This window comes from Rhizobiaceae bacterium, assembly GCA_023953845.1.
GTDB lineage: Bacteria > Pseudomonadota > Alphaproteobacteria > Rhizobiales > Rhizobiaceae > Arvimicrobium.
In genome coordinates this window covers 467,113-491,261 of sequence record JAMLJC010000002.1, presented here as the reverse complement: position 1 = coordinate 491,261, position 24,149 = coordinate 467,113, and the positions used below count along the sequence as shown (strand labels likewise).

The following is a 24,149-nucleotide window of genomic DNA, read 5'->3' as shown; positions in this document are numbered from 1 at the left end:
TCCCCCGCAGTTCACGCGCCCATATAAAACCAGCCCCGAACCGGCGCAACTGCTCTAACGGCTATGCGCCGGCGACGTTCCCGGAGCTGTATCGAACCTACCGCGCTCCCTCGAGCGCCTTCCTCCAGTTGCTTGCAGGGACAGCGACCATGAAGTCGCGACCTTCCCGATTGCCTGCCGCGACCTGGATGCCCAGCATTTCTCCGGTCGCGACATCGATCAGCGGCGCTCCCGACATGCCGAGAAGCGCCTTGCATTCGCCGAACAACAGGAAACCGATCTTCTGCATCTTGCAGGGCTCGGAGGTCGACAGGGCGTATTTCTTCTGCATCGCATAGCCCGTCACCTCGCCCACCATGTTCCCGGCCTCGCCGCGACGCGAGCGGATGGGAGCGCCCTCGTCGGGGGTGTCGGTCAAAGTCAGCATCGCCCAGTCGGCCGCAAGGCTCCGTTGCGGTTCTTTCGGATTATAGGCGGGGCTGACCGTATAGCTGGCGACACGCGCGTGATAGTCGTACTGGCCGATGCGATAGCCGCCGAGGAAGTGCAGCGATTCCGCGCGAATCCAGCGCTTGGAGCGCGGATCGACGAGACAGTGGGCCGCGGTGACGACGGTTTTCCGGGCGACCAGCGTACCGGTGCAATAGCGTCCGCTGCCGGGATGCACCCTTCCGATCGCGCCCGCATTGTCCGGAACTGCCGCCATACCCCCGACCGATGCCGCCGCCAGTTCCTCCGCGGCAGGGGCGCCTGCCGGCAGGCAAAGCGCGACAACGGCTCCGATGAAGGCGACGTGGAAATGCCTGCGCATACCTTGTCCTCCATTCTTTGCAATCATGCGAATCGGACAGCCATAGTTGAATTCGCTGCGGCGGTACTTTCAACCGAACTTTGTCTCAAATAAGCTGACAATGGCGATCGTAAGGTCTTTTCAGGCGTTTGCGCGGGGTTCGGACGCCACCGTCTGCTTGTCCAAAGACGTAGGGGGAAGTTGTGATGCGTGCGCAAACCGACGATCGTATCGGTCTCGACGAGATTGGACGCCTCTACCAGGCGGTCCTGGGCAGAGCTCTCGACGACCATGCCCGCGCCTACTACGACAGCCTCGCGCCGGCGGCGATCACGCGAAGCGAGGTGCTGCGCATTCTCGCAGGCAGCGAGGAATTCCGCGCGCTTCCGGAGGAGCGTCGGCGCGCGGCCGGTCTCGTTCATCCTGAAATCGCGGCTTTCGAAAGGCAGGGCGGCATTCACTGGTTCCATTCCATGGAATTTCCGGACGGCCGCCGGGTAAATGGAATCAAGCCCCTCGATACGCTGAAGCGCGAGGCGGATGCGATCTTCCGGGACGGCGTCGCCGGCAAGAGCGTGCTCGACATCGGCGCATGGGACGGCTTCTTCTCGTTCGAGGCCGAGCGGCGCGGCGCCGGCCGCGTGCTTTCCACGGACTGGTTCTGCTGGGGTGGCCCGGGATGGGGCACCAAGGCAGGCTACGACTACGCCCACGCCGAGTTCGCTTCGAAATGCGACAGCCACGAGGTCGATCTCTTCGACCTCGATCCCGCAAAACTTGGCACCTTCGACGTCGTCCTCTTCCTCGGCGTGCTTTATCATCTGAAGGACCCGCTGGGTGGCCTCGAAAAGGCCGCCGCCATGTCGCGTGAACGCATCGTGGTCGAGACCGCAACGAGTCTCAACAATCTGCGCAGGCCGGCGATGCGCTTCCTGCCGTTGAAATCGCTCAACGCCGATCCGACGAACTTCTTCGCCCCCAACGTCGCCTGCATCGTCGCCATGCTGCAGGGCATGGGCTTCCAACGTTTCGTGACGATGCGCAGCCCGGCCATTCCGGCGGTGAGAGGCACGCTCGCCGCCCTTACGGGAGGCCATATGCGTCACATCGTATTCGCCTGGCGTTGAGGATGCCACGCCGGGTACGTCCGGTCGATATCCCGCGCGACACGGGAATTTGAAGCCGCCGGTCTCTGCAGCACGGATCGTGCCGCCAGCTAAAGTCTTGTCATATCAAGTGGTTTTTGGTGGGTGTGCACAGGATCGAACTGTGGACCCGCTGATTAAGAGTCAGCTGCTCTACCAACTGAGCTACACACCCAACGCCAGTAACGGCGAGCGGCATATAGCCTCGCCATGACGACCTGTCCAGTCCGGAAAACCAGTTAGTTCGCAATCACGGCGGAACCGGCGCTGGAGCGGCTACCTGTAGATGACACCTTCGCCGACCTTTACGGCATAACCGCCGATGCGCGCCGCACTGAGCTCGCCGTCCCGCATGTCGAGTTCCAGCCGGATGCCGGACGGGCGGCCCATTTCCAGCCCCTGCTCTATCCAGTATTCCGTCGTACCGTCGAGCGGACGGTCGAACATGGCGATCGCGCCGGACAGCGACGCAACGGCCGACCCTGTCGCCGGGTCTTCCGGAATCCCGAGATGTCCGGCGAACATGCGCGCGTGCAGAGCGTTCTGCTGCGCGACGGTTTCGCGGCAATAGACATAGGCCGCCGGATTCTGGTCGTCGATCCTTGCACCGACGATCTCCAGCCAAAGACGCACATCCAGCGAGGACCGCGCCGCGGCGTCGAGATCGCGGACCGGAATGCTTACATAGGGCAGCCCCGCGTTCCAGACGCTGACCGTGTGATTTTCGAAGCCGATGTCGTGCGGTCCGATCCCAAGAGCGGCCGCCGCCTGCTCGCGGCTGATTTCGAAATCTGCCTTCGCCGGCAGCCTGGCCAGGCCGAACTCCGCGAAGGCGCCTCGGCCGTCGCGCTTGACGAGGCAGCGGATCGGTCCGATGCGCTCCTCCAGAACCAGGATCGCGGCGTCGCTCTCGTGATTGTCATTGTCGGCCGGAATGCCGGCGTCGCGCAGCGCCACGGCAGTTCCCACCGTCGGATGGCCGGCGAAAGGAAGCTCGTGCGCCGGCGTGAAGATGCGGATCCTGGCGCGGTTCTCCTCTCGCCCGAGCACGAACACCGTCTCCGACAGGTTGAACTCGCGCGCAATCTCCTGCATCGCGGCGGTATCCAGTCCGGCCGTGTCGAGCACGATGGCGAGTTGATTGCCGGCAAACGCCCTATCGGTGAACACGTCGTAGAGCAGATACTTGCGGGCGGACACGAGATTCGATCCTTAAACCGCCGCGAACATGGCGGAAAATTAATTTGAAATCCGACCGCGACAGACCGATTTTCGGTCAGTCGGGACGCTGCGGCACCATAGGGGTTTGTCATAGACCAGATTGTCAATCGGCCACAGCCGAAAACACTGCCGTCGATCGAGACGGCTCTGGCTCTCGATACGGGCGGCAAGCGCCGTCGCATGCGTCGGCGCATCTGGGCCTATCTCGCGGCGGCGGTGCTGATCGCAGCCGGCGCGCTAGGCGCCTGGTTCTGGGTTTCGCAGCCCTCCACGCGTACCGTTTTCCAGACCCAGCCGGTAGAGCGGAGCGATCTCACGGTCGAGGTAACGGCGACCGGCACGCTGCAGCCGCTGGTGCAGGTCGACATCTCGAGCGAACTGTCTGGCGTCGTCCGCGCCGTGCTGGTGGATGAGAACCAGCCGGTGAAGAAGGGCGACGTGCTGGCGGAGCTCGACACCGCCCGTCTCGCGGCGCAGGTCGAGGGTGCCGAGGCGTCGGCGGTATCGGTACGCGCCCAGATCAATCAGGCAAAGACGACGTTCGACGAAACGCAGCGCACACTTGATCGAACGCAGCAGCTTGCGAAAAAAGGCACGGCGACCAGCCAGTCCGTCGAAACGGCGCTCGCCGCCCGCGACCGCGCTGCGAGCGCCGTTTCGGTTGCCGAAGCGCAGCTCCAGATCGCGGAAGCGCAGCTCAGGCTCCAGCAGACGGACCTCTCCAAGACGAAGATCTACGCGCCGATCGACGGCATTGTGCTGACGCGTTCCGTCGACCCCGGCCAGACCGTCGCCTCCTCCCTGCAGGCGCCGGTGCTCTTCGTCATCGCCGCCGACCTGCGCAAGATGGAGCTCAAGGCCGCGATCGACGAGGCGGACATCGGCATGGTTTCCGCCGACCAGAGGGCTCATTTCACGGTCGACGCCTTCCCCGGACACACTTTCGACGCGCGCATCCGCGACATCGCCTATGCATCCGTCACGACCGACGGCGTCGTCACCTATGACGCGCGCCTCGATGTCGAGAACCCGGAGATGCTGCTGCGTCCCGGCATGACGGCGACCGTCGCCGTTGTCACGCGCGAGGCGAAGGACGTGCTCACCGTTCCCGCCGCCGCGTTCCGTTTCCGGCCTCCGGTCGCCGAGCAGCGCAGCAGCTGGAGCCTTGAAAGCCTCTTCATGCCGCGAATGCCCCGGCCGCAGCGGCAGCAGCAGCGTGCCCTCCCCGCAGACGGATCGCGCACGCTCTATGTTCTCGAGAACGGCCAGCCGAAACCCGTCAAGGTGACGGTCGGCGCGACCGACGGAGACCTTACCGAGATCATCTCCGGCCTCAACGACGGCGACAGCGTGATCGTGAGTTCGAGCGAGAGCCGGAGCTGAGCCGGTGTCGGAGCCGCTCATCACATTCCGCGACGTCTGGAAAACCTACGGCGAAGGGGAGGCTCGCGTCGACGCGCTGGCTGGCGTCGATCTCTCCATAGATCAGGGTGAATTCGTCGCCATCATGGGGCCGTCCGGTTCCGGAAAATCGACGGCGATGAACATCATCGGCTGCCTCGATACGCCGACGCGGGGCCGTTATGGCTTCGGCGGCATCGATGCCGGCCGGCTGGACCGCGACCGGCGGGCCGCGCTCCGCAATCTCTACATCGGCTTCGTGTTCCAGGGCTACAACCTCCTGCCGCGCACCACGGCGGTGGAAAATGTCGAGCTGCCGCTGATCTATCGCGGCGTCGGCGCGACGGAGCGCCGCGAACTGGCGATGAAAGCGCTTGAGGAGGTTGGGCTGAAAGGCCGCGAACGGCATACGCCGGCCGAGCTCTCAGGCGGCCAGCAGCAGCGCGTGGCGATCGCCCGCGCCATCGTCAGCCGTCCGACGCTGCTCGCGGCAGACGAGCCGACCGGCAATCTCGACACGTCCCGCAGCCACGAGATCATGGAACTGCTCAACCGTCTGAATGACGAGCTCGGACTGACCATCGTCATGGTGACGCACGAGTCGGACATCGCGGCCTATGCCCGGCGCACCATCTCGTTCGTTGACGGGCGCGTCGCCTCCGACACTTTCAATCTGGAGGCGGCCTGATGTTCTTCGAGACCGTCCGCCTGGCTCTCCGGTCCGTCCGCCGCAATGCGCTGCGCTCGTTTCTCACGCTGCTCGGCATCGTCATCGGCGTCGCGGCCGTGATCGCCATGATTACCATCGGCACCGGCACCACCGAGAAGGTCAAGAGCGACATTTCCAAGCTCGGCAGCAATCTTCTGGTCGTGCGTCCCGGCCGTCCGCCGGTGCCCGGCTCAGGCCCCGAACCGGTGATCCGCCAGCTTGGCGACAAGGAGGTTTCGGCGCTGGCCAGTCATCTCGAAGGCGCCCGCGCCATCTCGCCGGCCTCGCAGAAGACCGTGCGCGTCGTCTTCGGTACCGAAAGCCTCTCCGTCTCCGTGACCGGCACCGACAACGCCTATCTGATGGCGCGGGACTGGAAGGTCGTCTCGGGCCGCGAGTTCAGCGATTCGGAGACGCGCAGCGGCGCGGCGAGCTGTCTGATAGGCGAGACCGTGCGCAAGCAGTTCTTCGGCACGGGTGACCCCGAGGGCATGGCGATCCGCGTCGGCCGCGTCAGCTGCAAGGTGATCGGCCTGCTCGAACCCAAGGGCTTTTCCGGCTTCGGGCAGGATCAGGACAACGTCGTTTTCATGCCGCTCAAGACGTTCCAGCGCCGCATCGCCGGAAATCGCGACATCGACACGATCTATGTGGCGGCCGAGGAAGGAACCTCGACCTCGGTCCTCCAGCAGCGGATCGAGGACATACTGCGCGACACACGCCGCGTCGCACCGGATCGCGATGACGACTTTTCCGTGCGCGACATGACCCAGGTCGCCGACGCCATGACGAGCGCCACCACCAGCATGACCGGCATGCTCGGCGCGCTTGCCGGCGTCAGTCTGCTGGTCGGCGGCATCGGCATCATGAACATCATGCTGGTCTCGGTCACGGAGCGCACGCGCGAGATCGGCATCCGCCTCGCCATCGGCGCACATGAGAAGCACATCCTCATCCAGTTTCTGGTGGAAGCGACCGTGCTTTCCCTGCTCGGCGGCCTGATTGGCATCGCCATCGGCCTCGGGCTTGCCGGCGGCGCGTCCTTCGCCCTGTCGATCCCGTTTTCGCCTAGCGTCCTCGTAATCCTGCTGGCCGTCGGCTTCTCGGCCTTGATCGGCATGGTCTTCGGCTTCTTCCCGGCGCTACGCGGGGCGCGGCTGGACCCGATCGAAGCGCTGAGGCACGAATAGCCGCGCTAACCGTCAGGCGGCCTTCAAGCCGCTCGCTCTGCCCACGACGCGCTTCATCGTCAGTCCCTGCACCACGATGGAGAAGATGACGACGGCGTAGGTCGCGCCCTGCAGCAGCGTCTTCGGGCCGCCATCGGGCAGGATCAGGGCCAGCGCGACCGACACGCCGCCGCGCAACCCGCCCCAGGTCAGGATCGGTATCGCGCCGCGCGAAAAGGTCTGCCGTATCGAAAGCAGCGAAATCGGCGTCGCCACCGAGACGAAGCGTCCGATCAGCACGATCGGAATGGCGGCGAAGATGATCCACGAGTTCGAGAAGTCGAAGGCGATCACCAGCACTTCGAGGCCGATGAGCAGGAAGAGCACCGAATTCAGCATCTCGTCCACGACTTCCCAGAACGCGAACAGATACTCCTCGACCTTTTCGCTCATGGCTTGTTCGACGCCGTGATTGCCGATCAGCAGGCCGCAGACGGCGACCGCGATCGGCCCCGAGAGATGGAGGCGGTGGCAGACCACATAGGTTCCGATGCACACCGCCAGCGAGATCAGGATCTCGACCACATGGTCGTCGATCGCCAGCATGGCCCGGTAGGCGATCCAGCCGGTGACGAGTCCGAACACGATGCTCCCGATGCCTTCATAGACAAGCAGTTCCGCGACGCCCCACACCGTCGGCGATTGCTGGTCCGGTGTAACCATGGCGATGGTCGCCAGCATGCTGAACATGACGATCGCCACACCGTCGTTGAAGAGCGATTCGCCAGCGATCTTCGCCTTGATCGACTCCGGCACGTTGACGGTCTTCAGGAGGCCGAGCACCGCCACCGGATCGGTGGGCGAGATCAACGCCCCGAATACCAGCGCCCAGATCAGAGGCAGATCGAAGCCGAGCAGCGATGCGACCGCCCAGAGGCCGACGCCGACCACCGCCGTCGAAATCACCACGCCGACGGTAGCCATGATGCCGATCGCCCATTTCTGGTCCTTGAGCAGGCCGAGATCGACATGGAGCGCCCCGGCGAAGAGCAGCATCGACAGCATGCCCTCCATCAGCGCGGTGTAGAAGTTGATCTCGCCCATCACGTGCTGGAGCGCTTCCGCGAGCCCGAATGAGGGAAAGGCGGCGTTGACCAGCAGCAGCGCCATGGAGGAGCCCAGCGCCATGACCAGCAGGCCGATCGTATGCGGCAGCTTCAGGACCTTGATGTTCAGCCAGCCGAACAACGCCGAAAGCGTCAGCAGCAACGCCGCGATCTCGAATTCCGTCATGACGCCCCCGTCTTCCGTATCTGATGATACCTAAAGGAACTCCGATCGGCCCGACAACCGGCGCGGGCGCTTTTCGTCCGGCCGCAGCACTATGTCCGGTGCCGCGCCGGTTGCGAAAAATGCCAGCGCACGATCTCCGCCATATACGGTTTCGTGCCGGCCGGCAGGGCGTCGGCCGAGGAGATAAGCACCGGCCCCTCGATCTCCGGATCGCTTTCCGCCGCCACGAAGCGCTCGATACGGTCCGCGATCTCGCGTCCCGTTTGCGGCAGGTAGTATCGCCGTATGATGACGGTGCCACCATTTCGCGAATAGAGATGATAACCCGGGTCGCGCGGGACCGTCGAAATATCCAGCCCGGTTTCCTCGCCCACCTCGCGGGTCATGTTGGCGTCTACGTCCACCCAGCCGTCCACGAAATCGGTCGCCTCGAAGGACCCGGCGGCGAAATAGACCGAGCCGGCATTGGCTGTGTGCTTTCCCATGCGGATCGCGACGAGTTGGTTGTCGCCGGAGACCAGAGCGGCATGCGCATAGGCATGCTCCGCCGACTGGGCGCCGCGCCGCTCGCGCCAGTAGAGGAACGTCGCGAAGCGCACTTCGCGGCAGGTGCCGACCAGCTTTCGATCCCGATAGGCAAGATCCGAATGCAGCACCAGCCGGCCGTCGAAAAGCGCCGGATTCTCCGCCGATGCCTTACGCCAGTATTCCTCGATCGCCTCCGCATTCTCGATCTCGAAGGGATGCGGCGCAGGATCGAGCCGCACCTCGACCGCCTCCACCGGAACGACGGCATCCCGCGGAAGGACGAAAGTCATGATGCGCCTCAGACGATATCGAGCGTGACGGCGACCGGACAATGGTCCGAAGCCTTCGGCCGGTCCCAGCCGACACGCGGATAGCGCTCGACTTCCTGTCCCGGCGGAAACGGCGTGCGATACGGCTGGCCGCCCCTGATGATGTCGGGAACGGCCTTGCCGTTTTGCCGCGCCAGAGCGGGCGAAAGCAGGATATAGTCGAGCTGGCAGAGATGCCGCTCTTGCGGGCCACGGGTATGATAGAGCGTCCAGCGGTCGAGTTCAGGCCGCCGCTCGACGACGTTTTCCGCGAAACCGTCCTTCAGCAGCACATCGAGCGCCGACTGCGGCTCGCGCACCGGCTGAAACTGGAAACCGGAATGGCCGTTGCCGGTGATCAGCACGCGCTCGCGATAGTCGTTCATGTCGCCGCAGATCACCCAGCGCTTGTCCCTGGCATGTTCCCTGCCGAAACGGTCTTCGATGATGCGCCGCACAGCCATGGTTTCGGCCATGCGTATCGGCATCGAGGCATCGCGTCCGGTGAGATTGCCGCGCGTGCCGGTCATCGACTTGAGATGAAGCACATAGAGCGTCAGCGGCACGCCGCCGACCGTCACGTCGATCTCGAGGCAATCGCGGCGAAAGATGCGCTCGAACGGCTCGTTGCCGAGTGCGGCAAGCTCCGGCGTGTGCAGCCCGAGCTGTTCGTAAGTGACGGAGGCGTGGCTGGTCATGCGCACGAACTCGATCCGCTGGCCGTGCGCGGTCTCCTCGCGCATCATCAACGCCACGTCGATGCCGCGCGAATCGTTGCCGGCGGTGGTATATTTCTGCCGGTATCCCTCGCCGATCATCTTGAAGAGGTAGCCGTATTCGAAGGCCTTGAGCGCCTCGATGTCATCAACCTCCTGCAGGCAGATGATGTCCGCCCGGGTCTCGGCTATTGCGAGTGCCGACATCTGTCGCGTGTCGTCGGTGTGGGCGATAGTCCGGGCTTTTTCGAGCAGCCGGTATTCCGCCTCATCCTTGATTTCGAAAAGCGTCAGCGTGCGATCCTCATTGAGCTGGTTTCGAAATCCGGAGAAATCGAAACGGCGCATCAGGTTTTCGACGTTGAAGGTGGCAAGGCGCAGCGACATCGTCGGCAGGTTTGCCCTGCCCCGCCTCGAAACACAAGCGGTCAGCCGCGCTGCCGGGTGACGTCGGTTGAGGGTATGGATCGGCTTCTTGGGAAATGACCAGGGGCACGCTATGTATGAGTCATGCAGAACAACGCGATGTTCCGTTTGATTCTCGGGGCGTGCCTCCCGCTTGCGGCGACGCTCTCCGGCGCCCCGGCAAACGCTTTGCCAAGGGCGTCAGCTCCGTCCGGCGCAGGGCTCCCGATCATCAGGGTGCAGGACCTTTGCGGCACGATCGGCAATTGCGGTATCGGTCAGGGCGGCGTCAACACCATCCCGCGCCATACGATCACGCCCGATATTGGCCGCTTCGACCCGGGCCACGACAATCGCTTCGGGCGATACCGCTACGAGCCGCCGGATCAGCAGCTTGACCTGAACGTCCAGAAGATAAGGCCGGCCCCCATTCCCAGGGCGCCCAAATACACCGGAACGCGCACCCTTTATCGCGTGCAGAACCTGTCCGCCGATCATGTCGACTGGTGCTACTCGAAATACCGGAGCTATCGCGCCAAGGACAACACCTACCAGCCGGACAAGGGACCGAGGAAGATCTGCGTCTCGCCTTTCGACTAGGGCGTGTCCCATTCCGGGACAACTCTTGCTATTCGTCCGTGAACTGGATGCCGATCGCCGTGCTGGAACGCCACCGCACGACGGCCGGACGGCCCGGCCTGCCGTCGACGCGCACCGCGAACTCCGCAGGTATCGGGAAATCACCGCTGAGACTGAGCTGCGCGCCGTTCTCCGAGATATTGCGCACCGCGCACTCGAAGGTGCTGTAGCCCTTGTTGTAATAAACGAGCGCCCCTTTCAGAACGCGCCGGCGCAGTTCCGTCCTGCGGTCTGCGAACACCGCGCCGTTCAGGCCGATCGACTTTTCCGCAATGGGTTCCATCTCGGATCTCCCTAACTCTTCCGGATTCTCCCATTGCAAAGCTCGTGCCAGCCGATTTGTGCCGGAATGGGGCAGCTTTGACGCAAAACGCCCGTGGCCTGAGCCACGGGCGTCGATGTTTCCAGCAAGTGGAAAGCGTGGATCGCTCTTAGTTCCTGGCCTTGTCCACCCGCTTGTTCTTGGCGATTCCCCGCCCGCCCACAGCGCGGAGCGCGAGGACGGGCAAACGGAAAACCCGTGGATCGCCCTTAGTTCTTCGCCTTGTCCACCAGCTTGCTCTCGGCGATCCTCCCGCCCACCCACAGCGCGGAGCGCGAGGACGGGCAAACGGAAAACCCGTGGATCGCCCTTAGTTCTTCGCCTTGTCGACGAGCTTGTTCTTGGCGATCCACGGCATCATGCCGCGCAGCTTCTCGCCGACCTGCTCGATCTGGTGCGAGTCGTTCATGCGGCGGATGCCCTTGAAGCGCGCCGCGCCCGAACGGTACTCCTGCATCCACTCCGAGGTGAACTTGCCCGTCTGGATGTCCTTCAGGATGCGCTTCATCTCGGCCTTGGTCTCTTCCGTGATGATGCGCGGGCCGGAGACGTATTCGCCCCACTCGGCGGTGTTGGAGATCGAGTAGTTCATGTTGGCGATGCCGCCCTCATAGATGAGGTCGACGATCAGCTTCACTTCGTGCAGGCACTCGAAATAGGCCATTTCCGGCGCATAGCCGGCTTCCACCAGCGTCTCGAAGCCGGCGCGGATGAGTTCGACCAGACCGCCGCACAGCACGACCTGCTCGCCGAACAGGTCGGTCTCGCACTCTTCCTTGAAGTTGGTCTCGATGATGCCCGAACGGCCGCCGCCCACGCCGCAGGCGTAGGAAAGGCCGAGGTCGAGCGCGTTGCCCGAGGCGTCCTGATGCACGGCCACGAGGCACGGCACGCCGCCGCCCTTCTGATACTCGCCGCGCACGGTGTGGCCGGGACCCTTCGGCGCGACCATAAGAACATCCACCGTCTTCTTCGGCTCGATCAGGCCGAAATGCACGTTGAGGCCGTGGGCGAAGGCGATCGCCGCGCCGTCGCGGATGTTTGGCGCGATCTCGTCACGGTAGATGTCGGCCTGCAACTCGTCCGGCGTCGCCATCATCATCAGGTCTGCCCACTTTGCCACTTCGGCCACGGACATGACCTTGAGGCCGTCCGCCTCCACCTTCTTGGCCGTCGCCGAGCCGGCCTTGAGGCCGATGGCGATGTCCTTCACGCCGGATTCCTTGAGGTTCAGCGCATGGGCGCGGCCCTGCGAACCATAGCCGATGATGGCGACCTTCTTGCCCTTGATCAGATTGAGATCGGCGTCACGATCGTAATAAACGCGCATTGTCAGACGTTTCCTTGCTTTGGTTGAATTTTCAAGTGAGGTGTTTTCCCGGAGCGGCATCCGCCGTTCCGAAAAGGATGAGGAACTGGTCCACGGTGCGGGCGGCATCCTGCGCGATCATGCCCTGCGTCATGTCCAGCCTGTCGCCAAGCAGCAGCCGGATCTGCACGTCGCGTCCGACGAGCCCGAAGAACGTACGGAACGCCTCCTCGGCATCGTCGAAGGCAAGGAGTCCGGCGGCACGGCCTGCCTCCAGCAGCGGCTTGATGCGTTCTCCTATGGCGAACCGGCCATTTGCGAGCACGATCCGGCCCAGATTGTTCTCCTTCGAGGCGGCGCCGCCGATCGCCACGCGGTTGAGCGCGATGGAGGTGCGGCTGGAGATGACGGACAGCCAGTTGGCTGCGAAACGTTCAAGGCTTTCCCGCAAGGCGGCCGCATCGAGTTTCTGGCGGTCGTAATTCCCGGCGCGCACCTTCGACGCCTGCCAGCGCACCGTCTCGGTCAGCATGCCATCCCGGTCGCCGAACCATTTGTAGAGCGTTTCCTTCGAGCAGTTGGCGCGCCGCGCCACGGCGGTCATGGAGAAGCCGCCGCCCTCCTCCGCCATCAGGTCGAGCACGGCATCGAGCACCGCCTGCTGGCGGGGCGTCAGCGCTCCCTGCTCCTGCTCTGCCGACTGATCCACGCCTGAAGCCGCCTAAACCAATACCGTACCGTACGTTACGGTTCGGTACTGGCCAACGCCCTTCGTGTCAACGGGAATGTGAATCAATCGGACATGCGAGATTTTTACCGACAGAAGCTATCCCTTTGTCCAACACGTTTGGAAAATCGTATGCAGCGGCCAAGCTCAATCCAGATTCCTGGCATCCCGACACTTCGTGACAGTTCACCGCCGCCTGTTTCCGTGAATCTTCCTTTAATTATAAAGCCTCGTCGGACATGGCACATAGGCGTGGGCATTTTCTATTGCTTAGTGGCGCTAAGCACCGCCATGGCGGGTATGGTATTTTTCTTTACATACATCGAAGGTATCCTAGATTTTATTTTTAAACTTGGATTATTAATATTCGCAGCTTGGTGTGTTCCCGGTTTGCTGATTGCCGCTTGGCGGACGCTGCATGACGGCTTCAAACGTGATGGCCGGCTGACGATCGGGGACGACGGTCTCACGGACACCAGAATCGGCTTCTCAATTGCATGGAAGGATGTCGAGACCGCCCGACCGATAAATGGTACCGCAAACGAGTGGGGCGTCTCATTGACGCTATACGATCCAACTCTATTGCCAAAAAGGCGATGGTTTCGCGGCTTTGCTTGGTTGCCGCGCAATCCGAGTGAGGTTCACGTACAAACTCTTGGAATGGACAAGCCTTCCTATGTCGCGCGTACTGTCATCTTTCTCTTGGTGACGGAGGCAGGCGGTACGATCCTTCCGCCCCGACTACGAGGATGGCTGCGCCTATCAGGTTGATTGCCGTTTCCTTGCCCAAGAATGTTCCCCCAGCCCCGCCTTCGCGAAAGGATCGATGACGGTTCCGGCCACCATCGCGGCGAGAAATTGCGGCGCGGGCGGAATGCGGGCGATGCTCGCCACCAGTCGGTCACGCAGAAAGGGCAAGAACACCGAGTCCGACTGGTAGAAAGGCGTGAACATCCATGACAGGGACTGGAAGAGGCGCAGATGCCAGCGCCTCGCCCGGCAATAGGCCTCCAGCGCGTCTTCGAGGCTGCCGCTCGTCTTCAGCGCATGCGCCAGCGCCGCGGCGTCGAGCAGCGCCATGTTCGCTCCCTGCCCCAGTTGCGGGCTGGTCGAATGCGAGGCGTCGCCAATCACCGCCATCCTGCGCCCCGCCGGCCGCGCCAGCGTATGATGACCGTAGCGCGCCAGAGAAAGCTGCTCGAAACCGTCGATCTGGTCCGTGAATGCCGCGCATTCCGGCCAGAACGAGCCGACCCGTTCCCTCCACGCATCGATGCCCGCAGCCTTCACCCGCTCGGCAGCGTCCGGCTTCAGACTCCAGAAGAAGGCGGCCATCTCCTCGCCGCCAGCCTCGGCCCGGCCGATCGGCAGCACGCCGATCATCACGCTTGCTCGGTCGTAGCGCTGCGTCAGCGCGTTGCGCTGAAACCCGTCGCACCAGCCGAGCGAAGCCCAGAACGCGCCATAGGCGAGCGGCTTCGGTTCCGCGCTGCGATCGGCACGTCGCCTCAGCCGCGACCGCGCGCCGGACGCATCGATCACCAGATCGAACCCGCCAATGCGCCGCCCCTCTCCCGTTATCAGAAACGCCCGCTCGCCATCATGCTCGACATCGGCGACGTCGACGCCCGTTTCGGCGGCAATCCCGGCCTCGCTGACCGCGTCAAAAAGCACGTTGAAGAGGGCGGCCCGATGCACCGCAAGCCCGAACCTTCCGCCTTTCAGCGCATCGTAGCGCACATCGAGCACCGTCCGCCCGCTCCTTGCGTCGGCGCCGTAGAGCCGGTCGATGCGCGCGCCGAGCGCGAGGATGCGGTCCAGCAGGCCGAGATCGGCAAGCACCGTCAGTCCGGTCGGCTGCAGGATCAATCCCGAGCCTACCGGCTTCGGCGCATCGAAGCGTTCGAAGATCGTGACCCGATGGCCAGTCCGACCAAGATAGAGAGCCGCGGCAAGACCGGCCGGCCCCGCGCCGGCGATTGCTATCTGTTTTGGTATCTTCACAGTCCCGCCCGTTTCAACGGGCGGCAGTTACCGACAGTTGCTCGGCCGGATCAAGGCGACGATTTGCCATGCGCGTCATCGAAACGTGTGCGCGCTTCCCGCACATTCGCATGATTGAGTTCCGCCCAGTGCAGCAGTTGCTCCAGCGCGCTATACATGGAGCGGCCGAGATCGGTCAGGCTGTATTCCACCATGGGCGGCTTCGTCGCAAAAACCTCGCGATGGACGTAGCCGTCCCTTTGCAGCTCTCCAAGCGTCTGCGTCAGCATGCGCTGCGAAATGTCCGGCACGAGGCGACGCAGTTCTCCGAAGCGATAGGGACGTTCCGCCAGCGCGGTCATGAGCAGCGAACTCCAGCGTCCACTTATCGTCTGGATGACGTCGCGGATCGGGCAATCGGCCAGACTCTGCTCCGGCGAAGACGCCCGGTAGATTTCCAGCTTGGTGCGCAGGTTCACGACCCGTCCATCCATGGGATGGTTCCTTCCATGTGCCTAGGAGCGGAGAAACTGCCTTCTTTACGGATATGGATCAATTCTTATTCTAGTGCTGGTCTCATTTTGAGAGCAAGTTTCACGCATAGAGGAATCCGATCTTGAGCAACACGATTTTCGTCACCGGCGCTTCCGGAAAGCTCGGCCGCGCCATCATCGACCACCTTCTTGACGATCAGGGCGTCGCGCCGGCGCGCCTCATCGTGGGCAGCCGCAGCCCGGAAAAGCTCGCCGAGCTCGCGGCGAAAGGCGTCGCCGTCCGCAAGGCGGATTTCGACGACGCGGCTGGATTGGCGAAGGCCTTCGCCGGCGCCGACACCGTGCTGATCGTCTCGACCGATGCGCTCGATGGCGCCGGAACCCGTCTCAGGCAGCATCGCGCCGCCGTCACAGCTGCGGTTGAAGCCGGCGCGAAGCGGCTTGCCTATACGTCCTTGCCTGCGGCCGAGAGCTCGAAAGTCAGCTTCGCGCCCGATCACCTGCAAACGGAAGAAGCGGTAAAGGCGACAGGCCTGCCATACCTGATCTTCCGCAACAGCTGGTATCAGGAGAACCTGTTCATGTCGCTTCCGCAGGCGCTCGCGAGCGGCCAGTGGTACACGTCCGCCGGCGAAGGCAGGACGGCTTTCGTGGCGCGCGACGACATCGCTGCGGCCATCGCGGCGGCGCTTGCCAACCCGCCCGCGACGAGCACGACCTATACGCTCACCGGCACCGAGGCCTATACCAACGCCGAAATCGCCAATTTCGTGAGCGCCGCCACCGGCAAGCCTCTGCAGGTCGTGAATCTCACCGACGATCAGCTTGCCGGCGGCATGAAGGCGGCGGGCGTTCCCGACGCGTTCATCCCGACGCTGGTTTCCTTCGACACGGCGGCCCGCGCCGGCGACCTCTCGCAAGTGACCGGGGACGTCGAAACGTTGTCGGGCCGTAAGTCCAGGTCCCTCAAGACCTTCATCGACGAAAGCAAGAGCGCTCTCGCAGGCTGAGCATAAGCAAGGCGGGTTTCTTCGGAGGGGCCGTCCGCACTTGTTGTCCGGACGGCTTCCAGCGTGGCTCAGATCGCGACCTGCGTGCCCACCTCGACCACCCGCCCGGTCGGAATCTGGAAGTATTCCGTCGCGTCGGCCGCCGTCCGGGCAAGCCCGATGAACAGCTTGTCCTGCCACAGCGGCATGCCGGAGTTCGGCGAGGGTTTCAGCGAGCGCCGCGAAAGGAAGAAAGACGTCGTCATGATGTCGAACTTCCAGCCCTGCTTGCGGCAGATGGCGAGCGCCTTGGGCACGTTCGGATGCTCCATATAGCCGAAGGTGAGACGCACCCGCAGGAAAAGGTCGTTGATCTTCTCGATGCTGGCCCGCTCGCTGTCCGGCACGGTCGGTTCCTGCGCGGTCACCACCGACAGCACGACGTTCTGCTTGTGCAGCACCTTGTAGTGCTTGAGGCTGTGCATCAGCGCCGTCGGCGCGCTGAGCGGATCGCCGGTCAGGAAAACCGCGGTCCCCTCGACCAGCTGCGGCGGCTTCTTCGCAAGGTTGTCCGCCAGGAAATCCAGCGGAATCTCGTTCTTGCGCGTCTTCTCGAAGAGGAGACGGCTGCCGCGCACCCACGTAGCCATCACCACCACGACCGTGATGGCGACCGCCAGCGAGGCCCAGCCCCCGTCGAACACCTTGACGATGTTGGAGAGAAAGAAACCGATATCGATGAAGGCGAACACGGCTGTCAGGCTGATAGCCGCCGCGAGCGGCCATTTCCAGATCCGGGTCATGACGACGAATAGCAGGATCGTCGTCATCAGCATATTGCCCGTGACGGAAATGCCGTAGGCCGCCGCAAGCTGGCTCGACTCGCCGAAGCCGACGACCAGCATCATGACCACCAGCGCGAGCAGCAGGTTCACGCGCGGCAGGTAGATCTGGCCGGATTGCGTTTCGGACGTGTGCTGGATTTCCTGACGTGGCAGGAGGTTGAGCTGCACCGCCTGCCTGGTCAGCGAGAACGCGCCGGAAATGACCGCCTGGCTGGCGATCACTGTCGCCGCAGTCGCCAGCACCACCATAGGGATCAGCGTCCAGCCCCTGTTCATCTCGAAGAAGGGGTGGCCGATCTCGCCGCCATCCGCGAGCACGAACGCGCCCTGCCCGACATAATTCAGCAACAGGCATGGGAACACGATGGCCAGCCACGCCAGCACGATGGGCCGGCGGCCGAAATGGCCGAGATCGGCATAGAGCGCCTCCGCGCCGGTGACGGCGAGGAAGATCGCGCCGATGGTGACGAAGGCGACATCCGGCTGGTTGGTGAGGAAACCGACGATGTAATACGGGTTTATCGCCAGCAGGATTTCCGGGTCGTCGAAGATGTGCATCAGGCCGGAAGCACCGATGGCGAGGAACCAGACCAGCGTGATCGGCCCAAAGACGATGCCGACGCTGCCCGTCCCGAAGCGCTGGACGGCGAACAATGCCGCGAGGATCACCAGCGTGAGCGGCACGACGTACGGCCCGAAAGCCGGCGTCACCACTTCCATGCCCTCGACGGCGGAGAGGACGGAGATGGCGGGGGTTATGACCGCATCGCCGTAGAACAGCGCAGCGCCCAGCATGCCGATGAACAGGATGGAGATGGGACGACCTTTTATAGCGCCCCGTGCAAGCGCCATAAGCGAAAGCGTCCCGCCCTCGCCGCGATTGTCGGCGCGCAGCACGAAGGCGATGTATTTGACCGTGACGATGATCGTCAGCGCCCAGATGATGAGCGACAGAACGCCCAGAATATCCTCGCGCGACGCCACCCGTCCGCCGGCTGACGCGACGAGCGCCTCGCGGAACGCATAGATTGGGCTGGTGCCGATATCGCCGTAGACGACGCCGAGCGCGCCGAGCATCAGCATTCTGACGTTGCTGGGCGGCGCGCTGGCGTGATGTTCAGTGGATTGAGGCTGAGCCGGGCCGGCTTTGACGTGACCCATGGCAAACTCCAGTAGAGCGGCGGGTGCTCTACGCTTGCTGCACTGCAATAACAATCACTGCTTTGGCATGCCTCTCTGTATTGCCATGCAGCACACGCATCGCTACCAGCCGCAACTGCGCAGGAAGCGCCGCACCGTTTCCGCCATGCCGAACTCCAGCGCATCCGCCGTGAGGCCGTGGCCGATGGAGGCTTCGCTGACGCCCGGAATGCGCTTCATCAGCAGACGCATATTGTCCACAGTGAGATCGTGGCCGACATTCACGGCTAGCCCTTGCGCGAATGCCGCTTCGGCCGTGAGCGCGAGCTTTTCCAGTTCCGCCGCCGCCCGCACCGGATTGTCATGACAACTGCCATAGGGCCCGGTGTAAAGTTCGATGCGGTCGGCGCCCGTGCCAGCCGCTGCCGCGACGCCTTCCGGATTCGGATCGGAGAATAAAGATACGCGCATGCCCGCGCTTTTCAGTCGTTTGACGATCGGCGTGAGAAACGCGGCGCTCTCGCGGAAGTTCCAGCCATGGTCCGATGTCGGCTGCGCCGGATCGTCGGGCACGAGCGTCACCTGCTCCGGCTGGGTCTCCTCCACCAACTGCAGGAAGTCTTCCGTCGGATAGCCCTCGATGTTGAATTCGGCGGCGGGAAACTCGTCGTCGATCAGCGCGCGGATGGCCGGCAGGTCCGTCCGCCGCGTATGCCTTTCGTCGGGCCTCGGATGCACGGTCAGCCCATGGGCGCCGGCGGCCAGCGCGATGCGCCCGAGGCCGGTGACGCTCGGCCAGGGCAGGTCGCGACGGTTGCGCAGCAGCGCGATGGCGTTGAGATTGACCGAAAGTTTTGCGGGCATGGAACGCTCCAGTGGCAGGCGCGGCACCTATACCGTCCCTTGCCGGCGAACGCACCGGGCTTTCGCCCCTGCACCATCGATCCGCCTCGCCTGTCCGGCTTCAGCGCACCACGGTCAGCCGCTCCGCGGCACGCGTCACCGCCGTGTATAGCCAGCGCTGGCGCGTATCCTTGAAGGCCCAGCTTTCGTCGAACAACACCACATCGTTCCACTGGGAGCCCTGCGCCTTGTGGACGGTCAGCGCGTAACCGTAGTCGAAATCGTCAAAACGCTTCTTCTGCTGCCAGGGGATCTCCTCGTCCGGGCTCTCGAAAGCCGCCTTGAGCAGCTTGATCTTGGCGACGCCGCGATCGGGATCGTCCTCCTCCGGCGACACGAGCAGGTTTATGCCCGGCTTCACCGTCTCGCGCGACGAGGTCATCACCTTCCACAGCGAGCCGTTGAGCAGCCCCTTTGCCGGGTCGTTGCGCAGGCAGACCAGCTTGTCCCCGGCTTGCGGGTAGGAAGCGGTAAAACCTTTCAGCTCGCGCAGGCGCGTATTGTAGCGTCGGCGCGTGCGGTTGGTGCCGACCAGCACCTGATCGGCCTTGAGCACGAGGTCCTGCGTCACCTCGTCCCGGCCGATCACCTGCGCAGTGCCGAAATCGCCATGCGCGAACTCCCGTCCTTCCCGCACGTCGAGGGCCAGCCGGATAATGGGATTGTCGCGCGCCTGTCGGTGGATCTCGGTGAGCAGGAAGTCCGGCTCATGGTCGGTGAAGAAGCCTCCGCCGGAGATTGGCGGCAACTGGCCCGGGTCGCCAAGCACGAGAATAGGCGTGCCAAAACTCATCAGGTCCTTGCCGAGTTGCTCGTCCACCATCGAACATTCGTCGATGATGATGAGCTTGGCCCGCGCCACCGGGCTCTGGCGGTTGAGCGAGAAGGTGGGCGACATCGACGTCTTGCCCGTCGACTCGTCTTCCACCGCCTCCTCGCCGCGCGGCCGGTAGATCAGCGAATGGATGGTCCGGGCGTTGGTCGCGCCTTTCGAGCGCAGCACCTGCGCCGCCTTGCCCGTGAAGGCGGCGAACTGCACCTGCCCGTCGACATGCTCGGCGAAATGGCGCGCCAGCGTCGTCTTGCCCGTACCGGCATAGCCGAACAGCCGGAACACCTGCGGCCGGCCCGACTTCAGCCATCGCGCCACCGCCTTCAGCGCATCGTCCTGCTGGGGTGAAAATTCCATCTTTGTTCTCAGACAGGATTCGGACGCGCTCGACAAGATGCACCTTTGCCCACGCCACGCCGAACGATCACGCCAGGTCGGTCTGCGCGAAATCTCTGCCCTTGTAGAGGAGTTTCACAGCATTTTGCTTGGCCAACGCATAAGAGATGCAATCTCCCAGATTGAGCTGTGCCGGATGCCCAGTGCCTTTGCCGTATTGATCACGGGCGATCGCGGCAGCCATCGCCGCAGATTCTTCAATCGGCACAACTACGATCCCTAGCGTTTCCAGCAGAGCGTACACTTCATTGGTCGCGGCGGCGCAATTCCCGGTCATCGTAACGAAAGCCATCGCCGCCTCGAAGATGCTTATCGGTGACGTGATCAGCCTCGCAGCCTCTGTGATGCGTCTCGAAAATAAGTCGCGCTCCTCTTCGCCTTTCAGGATCGCCACCAAAGCAGACGCATCGACAAACATTCATCCCCCCTCGCCCCATAAGTCGTCAAAAAACGCCTTGTCGGTCTTTATCGAAGATCGCGGCAGCCGATCCCACCTCTCGAAAAGCGCCTTCAACCGATCATCGCGAATGCCATCCCGCATAAGCCGTTCGTCCGCCGCCAAGGCTTCCGACACTGCCTCCTTGATAGCCGTCGTGATTCCGATGCCGCGTCTGGTTGCGAGTTCACGCACCAGCGAGTCGGTTTCTGAATCCTTAACGTGTATTACCATCGTATCTACAACCCTAAATAGGTTATGTAAAGATGCGAGTTGCGTGTATCTAATAGGAACACAAAGTGAACATATTTGCAATAGCCCTGCGCGGTTGCTCGTATAGCAGAACTGAAGCCCTGCTATGCCGGTGCAGACACAGCGCAGGAGGATCAAGGCGAAAGCCGCGAGGCCGCATTGCTAACATTCTGAACGGGCATCACTAATCGGAAACTGCTAAGCTGCAGTCGAATTCGACTGCGGATCGTTCCTCAATTCGATTGGCTTACCGTGCGGCGTCGCATGGGCCGCGCGCTGCCAAGCCGCCGCCATATCGTCGATCGCACCAGCCGACGTCACGCCCTTTGCAACCAGCAGCCTCTCCAGCGCCCGCATCCAGTGCTGGTAATAGTCATGACCATCGACCGCCGCGTCCTGTCGATGCACCTCGCCCGACAGCGTTTCAGCCCATTCGCTCCACGAAAACACGCCGCGATCCGCCAGAGCCACGGCGAGCGCGAAGGCCTGCGCCTGCCATGGCTCGGCAAAGACCGGATCATCCACCCCTGTCATCTTCGGGAAAGGATGCTCAGGCTGGCTCAAGATAGCTTTCCCAGGCGTCGATTGAGATGGTGAGCGTGGGATCGGCGCCCTCGCCCCAGATTTCCACCGCATCGAAGACAACCGTATACACCCGTTGCGGATGCTCGCCCTTGCCATGCGCGTTGGTGTCCGGAAAGACGAAGCCCTCGCGCACCGCTTCGATCGTGCCGATCTTGGCCCGCGCATAGCGTGGCAGGCGGGTATGTCCCGTCGGGTTGAAGTTCTTCGTCCGCACCCGGTCGCCCGCCTTGAAGCGCGGCGGCGCGTCGACAGGCCGGTCGCAAGGCCCGCCTCGCGCCAGCACGGCCGGCACCTCGGACGCGACCAGCTTTCGTTTGGCGGGCGCCCCGTCATCCAGCTTGCGCCCTTCCGCCAGTTCCTCGGCGCTCACGAATCCATGCCGCAGCAACAGCACTTCCAGCGCCTTTATCCAGATCTCATAGTAGCTGGAGGAGTAATAGTCCGTCGGATGCAGGGATTCCCGCGCATGTCGGCTTTCGTCGATGTTCCAATGCCCCATCGCGCCGGCTGCCAGCGTGATGCCCAGCGCCCGTTTCTCCCAGTCGGCGTGAAACGGCGGCTCGTCGGGCTCGGGCGCTACCGGCCCGAACCCCATCTGTCCGCCAAGATCCTGCGGCCCGTTCATGCCGCATCCGGCAGCTTGACGAGCGCCGTCCCGATCATGGAGTCCCTCGTGACGAGGTCGGCCAGCCGCTCCTCGCTCCAGCCCTCCGTCCCTGCCGGACGCATGGGAACGACGAGATAGCGAAGCTCGGCCGTCGAATCCCACACGCGGATCTTCGTTTCCGCAGAAAGGATCAGTCCGAACTCCTCGAGCACGCCGCGCGGATCGATGACGGCGCGGCTGCGGTAGGGCGGCGCCTTGTACCAGACCGGCGGCAGCCCCAGCACCGACCACGGATAGCAGGAGCAGAGGGTGCAGACGACGAGATTATGCGTTTCGGGCGTATTGAACACCGCCTGCATATGCTCACCCTGCCGGCCGGTATAGCCGAGCGAGGCGATCGCCGCGGTGGCGTCGCGCTTCAGCCAGTCGGCATAGTCGGCGTCCATCCACGCCTTCGCCACCACCCGCGCCCCGTTGCGCGGCCCGACCCTGGTCTCGTAGGTGTCCACAATGGCGTCGATCGCCGCCGGATCGATCAGGCCCTTCTCGACGAGGATCGTCTCCAGCGCCCGCACCCGCGCGGCAAACGGATCAAGGTCGTTGTCGTGATGATGGTCGTGATCGTGCGACATGGCCACGAACCTATGCCTGCGCTGTGCAGTCAGCAAGTACACCCCTCGGCTGACCGTCATTTGTACGCAGTCAAGCCTGCCGCTATCTTCCGGGCATGCGGGTTTTGATTCTGGGCGGCAATGGTTTTGTCGGCATGGCGGTTGCAAAACTGCTATCGGATCGCGGCAACTCCGTAGTCGCGGTTGGTCGTACTGTCGGCAAATCGAAACGGCAGATGCCGCAAATTGCCTGGAAATCGATGGACATCTCCCGGCTGCTGGAAGCTTGGTTGCCTCTGCTGGAAAACATCGATGCAGTGGTAAATTGCGCCGGTGCCCTGCAGGACAGCGCACGAGACAATGTGGCAGCCGTTCAGTACGACGCCATGCGCTCGCTTTACGAAGCAGCAAAACAAGTGAGTATCAAACTGCTCGTGCAGATTTCGGCCAACACCAATGGCCCGGCAGCCGACCTCCCTTTGCTGTCCACAAAGCGCGCTGCCGACGAGGCGCTCAAAATTTCCGGCATTCCCTTCGTTCTGCTGAAACCGGCCGTCATCATCGGCCGGACCGCCTACGGCGGCTCGGCGCTGCTTAGGGCCTTGGCGGCGTTCCCGCTTGTGACGCCTCTCGTGCATATGGAGGCTCAAATGCAGTTCGCCGCGCTCGACGAGGTGGCGGCAGCCGTAGCCGATGCCGTGGAAGGACGCATCGAGCCCGGCAGTGATCTCCATCTCGCCTCACCGGAGACACTTACACTCGCCGAAGCCGTTGCCGCCCATCGTCAATGGCTAGGCTTACCCGAGGCACGCCCGCTCGCCGTACCGTCGTTTGCAGCCCGCGCCACATCATCGATTGCAGACCTGCTTGGCAGGTTGGGCTGGAGGTCCCCGCTTCGTTCCACCGCGCTCGAAGTAGCGGCGGCGGGGGTGGCTGGAAACATTGAACCTACCGCCCACCCCATAAAATCCCTTTCCGAAACCCTTGCCGACATCCCGGCGGGGGTACAGGAGTTGTGGTTCGCCCGGCTCTATCTGCTTAAGCCAGTCATATTTGGCACGCTCAGCCTGTTTTGGCTGCTGTCCGGTGCAATCGCGCTGTTTCGGTTCAGTTCTTCGTCACAGCATCTGGTCGAGGCAGGCGCTCCGCCGGCCCTCGCCGCCACCTTGACACTCGTCACAAGCCTTGCTGACATCGCATTGGGTGTTGGCGTTCTTTTTCGAGCCCTCGCGGCCTTTGCGATCAAGGGCGTGATCGGCTTCTCGCTTGTCTATCTCGGAGCGGCCACGCTCCTGATACCGTCACTGTGGGCAGATCCGCTCGGGCCGCTGGTCAAGGTCCTGCCTTCGATGGCCCTTGCGCTGGTTGGCCTGGCCATTCTGGACGAACGCTGA

At 63.3% G+C, this 24,149-nt stretch carries 25 protein-coding genes and 1 tRNA gene; 8 read left to right on the top strand and 18 right to left on the bottom strand.

Going from position 1 to position 24,149, the window contains the following annotated elements; all coding sequences use genetic code 11:
• Positions 1-97: 97 nt before the first annotated feature.
• Entirely contained in the window at positions 98-811 is a 714-nt protein-coding gene (locus M9955_24410) for a trypsin-like serine protease (GenBank protein ID MCO5084789.1), read from the bottom strand.
• A 185-nt stretch (positions 812-996) separates the two neighbouring features.
• On the opposite strand from M9955_24410, the gene M9955_24405 reads away from it, so the two are divergent.
• On the top strand, positions 997-1,917 hold the full coding sequence (locus M9955_24405; GenBank protein ID MCO5084788.1) for a DUF4214 domain-containing protein: 921 nt from the start codon (positions 997-999) through the stop codon (positions 1,915-1,917).
• Between the two features lie 117 nt (positions 1,918-2,034).
• Here the strand turns inward: M9955_24405 and M9955_24400 are convergent.
• Together M9955_24400 and M9955_24395 are read right to left on the bottom strand one after the other, a co-directional pair.
• A tRNA-Lys gene (locus tag M9955_24400) sits at positions 2,035-2,110 on the bottom strand.
• Between the two features lie 101 nt (positions 2,111-2,211).
• Positions 2,212-3,135: a PhzF family phenazine biosynthesis protein gene (locus tag M9955_24395; GenBank protein ID MCO5084787.1), complete on the bottom strand. Its 924-nt coding sequence runs from the start codon at positions 3,133-3,135 to the stop codon at positions 2,212-2,214.
• 111 nt (positions 3,136-3,246) lie between these two features.
• Here M9955_24395 and M9955_24390 point away from each other — a divergent pair, with 111 nt between their 5' ends.
• From M9955_24390 to M9955_24380, 3 genes are read left to right on the top strand one after another with little or no spacing between them, the layout of a single operon-like run.
• A complete protein-coding gene (locus M9955_24390; GenBank protein MCO5084786.1) occupies positions 3,247-4,539 on the top strand; it encodes an efflux RND transporter periplasmic adaptor subunit in 1,293 nt (430 codons plus the stop codon).
• A 4-nt stretch (positions 4,540-4,543) separates the two neighbouring features.
• On the top strand, positions 4,544-5,245 hold the full coding sequence (locus M9955_24385; protein ID MCO5084785.1) for an ABC transporter ATP-binding protein: 702 nt from the start codon (positions 4,544-4,546) through the stop codon (positions 5,243-5,245).
• The gene (locus M9955_24380; protein ID MCO5084784.1) at positions 5,245-6,456 is read left to right on the top strand and encodes an ABC transporter permease; all 1,212 of its coding nucleotides are present in this window, start codon (positions 5,245-5,247) and stop codon (positions 6,454-6,456) included. Before M9955_24385 ends, M9955_24380 begins: the two co-directional genes overlap by 1 nt.
• Before the next feature lie 12 nt (positions 6,457-6,468).
• Here the strand turns inward: M9955_24380 and M9955_24375 are convergent, their stop codons facing one another.
• From M9955_24375 to M9955_24365, 3 genes are all read right to left on the bottom strand, one after another.
• On the bottom strand, positions 6,469-7,728 hold the full coding sequence (locus M9955_24375) for a sodium:proton antiporter (protein MCO5084783.1): 1,260 nt from the start codon (positions 7,726-7,728) through the stop codon (positions 6,469-6,471).
• 89 nt (positions 7,729-7,817) lie between these two features.
• Entirely contained in the window at positions 7,818-8,546 is a 729-nt protein-coding gene (locus M9955_24370) for a hypothetical protein (GenBank protein MCO5084782.1), read from the bottom strand.
• Between the two features lie 8 nt (positions 8,547-8,554).
• The gene (locus M9955_24365) at positions 8,555-9,667 is read right to left on the bottom strand and encodes an endonuclease/exonuclease/phosphatase family protein (GenBank protein ID MCO5084781.1); all 1,113 of its coding nucleotides are present in this window, start codon (positions 9,665-9,667) and stop codon (positions 8,555-8,557) included.
• Positions 9,668-9,805: 138 nt separating this feature from the next.
• Between M9955_24365 and M9955_24360 the strand changes: the two genes are divergently transcribed.
• Positions 9,806-10,285, top strand: a complete 480-nt coding sequence (locus tag M9955_24360) for a BA14K family protein (GenBank protein MCO5084780.1) — start codon at positions 9,806-9,808, stop codon at positions 10,283-10,285.
• 28 nt (positions 10,286-10,313) lie between these two features.
• Here M9955_24360 and M9955_24355 read toward each other — a convergent pair whose 3' ends face one another.
• The 3 genes from M9955_24355 to M9955_24345 form a co-directional block, all read right to left on the bottom strand.
• Positions 10,314-10,607 (bottom strand): PilZ domain-containing protein, encoded by a 294-nt coding sequence (locus M9955_24355; GenBank protein ID MCO5084779.1) that lies wholly within the window; start codon positions 10,605-10,607, stop codon positions 10,314-10,316.
• A gap of 349 nt (positions 10,608-10,956) precedes the next feature.
• Positions 10,957-11,976 (bottom strand): ketol-acid reductoisomerase, encoded by a 1,020-nt coding sequence (gene ilvC, locus M9955_24350; protein ID MCO5084778.1) that lies wholly within the window; start codon positions 11,974-11,976, stop codon positions 10,957-10,959.
• A gap of 31 nt (positions 11,977-12,007) precedes the next feature.
• Entirely contained in the window at positions 12,008-12,586 is a 579-nt protein-coding gene (locus M9955_24345; protein ID MCO5084777.1) for a TetR/AcrR family transcriptional regulator C-terminal domain-containing protein, read from the bottom strand.
• A 348-nt stretch (positions 12,587-12,934) separates the two neighbouring features.
• Here M9955_24345 and M9955_24340 point away from each other — a divergent pair, with 348 nt between their 5' ends.
• Positions 12,935-13,453, top strand: coding sequence for a hypothetical protein (locus tag M9955_24340; GenBank protein MCO5084776.1), 519 nt, complete (start codon positions 12,935-12,937; stop codon positions 13,451-13,453).
• Here the strand turns inward: M9955_24340 and M9955_24335 are convergent.
• Positions 13,445-14,686, bottom strand: a complete 1,242-nt coding sequence (locus M9955_24335) for an FAD-dependent monooxygenase (protein MCO5084775.1) — start codon at positions 14,684-14,686, stop codon at positions 13,445-13,447. The two genes, M9955_24340 and M9955_24335, sit on opposite strands and share 9 nt — an antisense overlap.
• Positions 14,687-14,736: 50 nt before the next feature.
• Positions 14,737-15,159, bottom strand: coding sequence for a helix-turn-helix transcriptional regulator (locus tag M9955_24330; protein ID MCO5084774.1), 423 nt, complete (start codon positions 15,157-15,159; stop codon positions 14,737-14,739).
• Positions 15,160-15,281: 122 nt separating this feature from the next.
• Between M9955_24330 and M9955_24325 the strand changes: the two genes are divergently transcribed.
• Positions 15,282-16,169 carry an SDR family oxidoreductase gene (locus M9955_24325; GenBank protein MCO5084773.1) on the top strand — a complete coding sequence of 296 codons (888 nt, stop codon included), beginning with the start codon at positions 15,282-15,284 and terminating at the stop codon, positions 16,167-16,169.
• Positions 16,170-16,237: 68 nt separating this feature from the next.
• On the opposite strand, the gene M9955_24320 is transcribed toward M9955_24325, so the two are convergent.
• From M9955_24320 to nthA, 7 genes are all read right to left on the bottom strand, one after another.
• On the bottom strand, positions 16,238-18,076 hold the full coding sequence (locus M9955_24320; protein MCO5084772.1) for a potassium transporter Kup: 1,839 nt from the start codon (positions 18,074-18,076) through the stop codon (positions 16,238-16,240).
• Positions 18,077-18,256: 180 nt separating this feature from the next.
• Positions 18,257-18,997, bottom strand: a complete 741-nt coding sequence (locus tag M9955_24315) for a pyridoxine 5'-phosphate synthase (GenBank protein MCO5084771.1) — start codon at positions 18,995-18,997, stop codon at positions 18,257-18,259.
• Between the two features lie 100 nt (positions 18,998-19,097).
• Positions 19,098-20,225: an ATP-dependent RecD-like DNA helicase gene (locus M9955_24310; protein ID MCO5084770.1), complete on the bottom strand. Its 1,128-nt coding sequence runs from the start codon at positions 20,223-20,225 to the stop codon at positions 19,098-19,100.
• A gap of 67 nt (positions 20,226-20,292) precedes the next feature.
• Entirely contained in the window at positions 20,293-20,682 is a 390-nt protein-coding gene (locus M9955_24305; protein MCO5084769.1) for a type II toxin-antitoxin system VapC family toxin, read from the bottom strand.
• Positions 20,683-21,150: 468 nt separating this feature from the next.
• The gene (locus M9955_24300) at positions 21,151-21,486 is read right to left on the bottom strand and encodes a nitrile hydratase accessory protein (GenBank protein ID MCO5084768.1); all 336 of its coding nucleotides are present in this window, start codon (positions 21,484-21,486) and stop codon (positions 21,151-21,153) included.
• A gap of 16 nt (positions 21,487-21,502) precedes the next feature.
• Positions 21,503-22,162: a nitrile hydratase subunit beta gene (gene nthB / locus M9955_24295; GenBank protein MCO5084767.1), complete on the bottom strand. Its 660-nt coding sequence runs from the start codon at positions 22,160-22,162 to the stop codon at positions 21,503-21,505.
• Positions 22,159-22,776 (bottom strand): nitrile hydratase subunit alpha, encoded by a 618-nt coding sequence (gene nthA / locus M9955_24290; protein ID MCO5084766.1) that lies wholly within the window; start codon positions 22,774-22,776, stop codon positions 22,159-22,161. The genes nthB and nthA overlap by 4 nt, the downstream gene beginning before the upstream one ends.
• Positions 22,777-22,871: 95 nt before the next feature.
• On the opposite strand from nthA, the gene M9955_24285 reads away from it, so the two are divergent.
• On the top strand, positions 22,872-24,149 hold the full coding sequence (locus M9955_24285; protein ID MCO5084765.1) for an SDR family oxidoreductase: 1,278 nt from the start codon (positions 22,872-22,874) through the stop codon (positions 24,147-24,149).